We start from the raw sequence: 1,778 nt of genomic DNA, 5'->3' as shown, positions 1-1,778 counted from the left end.
ATCTTAGTTTTTTATGTGTAAATTTTGAAGTTTTTAAAATAGCCATTGATAATGTGCCTGAAATGTTTAAAGATGATTATTTCTGGCAAATTACTGATAATGAATTAATTAAAAACTGGAATAAATATCTTAATAGTAAAACAATTGAGGAACTGGAGGATCCTGAAGTTGAATTATTTGATAAAAAGTTTAATGCTGTCAAAATTCCTTTTACTAGCAGATTTTTTAACTTATGGATTTATATTGGTTATGTTAAAGATGATATTTGGTATTGGAAAGTTTGGGAAACAATAAATCCCAAAGAAATATTAAACTTCAAAATTTCTTCACTAAGTTTAAATGAAGTTTTAATTCAAACACCAATTTATCTTAGAGAAAAAATCTTATTAGATTAATTTAAGACTAATGAACTTAACAGAATCCAAGAATATTTTTCAAGTAGTTTGGTAAAATTTAAAAGCAATGATATCATTAATCCGCTCTACGAGGTATTCGCAATTACTATGCGAAGTCTCCCGACTTCGTACCAGTTGTTGTACTCGGTTTCAAATTTATTTTTCTCATTGTCTTTGTGGATTATTGGAATGAGTATGAAGTCAGTAGACTTTGTACAATGAGGAGTTTGCAGATTATATAGAATACACTAAATTCACAAAATAAAATAAGAACAATGAGTAAATTACCAAAACTAGATTTCTTATATTTAGATCTGGAGCGTACAGAAGAAAATTATATGAATAGAAGAGAAATCTATTATACTATAGTTGATTGGGATGAACGGCATTTTGAAGATTATGCCGAAACCTGTTCGTTTGAAGAACTTGTCTATTTAATGATCTATATTTACAAAGATAAATTTCCTAGAGATAAATTTCATTCTATTATATCATTAGATTCTGCTAATAGAAATTTGTTAACCTGCATAAATGAGAATAAAAGAAGAATAAATGAGGATATATTTACTTATAACAATTTCATGAGAAAAGAAGTTACAAGTATGAATGTGCAATTTCATACTGAGGAATACTCTGACGAAGAGGTTCTTGAAAAATACTGTTTTTGGGAATCTTACATGCAAAATCTTTTTTTAGAATTCAACAAAGAAGTTCCTATTCATGTCATAGATAAAGCATTAGAAGGAAAAGAATATACCAAATCTGACAAAAATGATGTATTACTTTATGAAGTAAAAGATAGCCCAATCGCTTCATTAGAAGTCACTAAAAACAGTATAAAATTGAATATAAATGAAGAAAAAGTAATATTGTATTTTTCAATCTATTAATTGAGTTTTAAGCTTTTTACAATTATTCAAATTTCTTGAACATTAAACACCCGTTTTTATATTTTAGAGAAACGGGTGTTTTTTTGCCATCTATCCCAATCGTTTAGATATGCACAACGATAGGAGGATTTGTAATCAATGAAAGGCAATTGAAACATGCTCAAAAATATATGAATGAGGCAATTAAAAATTGTGAAGCTAATAATGTCGATATAACAAAAATAAAATAAATGATGAACATCAAAGAACAAATAATTGAAAAGCTAAAAATTTGGTTAGTAAAAACAGATGTCATATCGTATGATGAACGTATCCCTTTAAATTGCTGGGATAAGGAGTTAGATGAATTAAGAGATGGAACAACGAAAGAAGTTTATATAGTCTCTTTTAACACAAAAAGCACTAATGTCGAATATAATGAAAAAGGTGAAGTAATTTCATTTTTTGAAGGAATGTCCTGTTTTGCTTATTTCGATGCAGAAACTTTAGAGTT

The 1,778-nt window shown here is 27.3% G+C and carries 3 protein-coding genes; all 3 read left to right on the top strand.

The features are described from left to right. Positions 1–395, top strand: a 395-nt coding sequence (locus B0A68_RS24570; protein WP_165770641.1) for a hypothetical protein, incomplete at its 5' end; no start/stop codon positions are given. Between the two features lie 275 nt (positions 396–670). Further along, the gene (locus B0A68_RS22685) at positions 671–1,285 is read left to right on the top strand and encodes a hypothetical protein (protein ID WP_035684779.1); all 615 of its coding nucleotides are present in this window, start codon (positions 671–673) and stop codon (positions 1,283–1,285) included. Positions 1,286–1,515: 230 nt separating this feature from the next. Next, on the top strand, positions 1,516–1,778 hold a 263-nt coding region (locus B0A68_RS22680), incomplete at its 3' end, for a hypothetical protein (RefSeq protein WP_243394163.1).

Source organism: Flavobacterium reichenbachii (assembly GCF_002217435.1).
GTDB classification, from domain to species: domain Bacteria; phylum Bacteroidota; class Bacteroidia; order Flavobacteriales; family Flavobacteriaceae; genus Flavobacterium; species Flavobacterium reichenbachii.
The sequence above is the reverse complement of the archived record's forward strand: the minus strand, read 5'-3'. Positions and strand labels throughout refer to the sequence as shown.

Bases quoted from the DNA above. Each gene is read 5' to 3' on its own strand.
- B0A68_RS22685 (WP_035684779.1), top strand. From the start codon at position 671: ATGAGTAAATTACCAAAACTAGATTTCTTATATTTAGATCTGGAGCGT.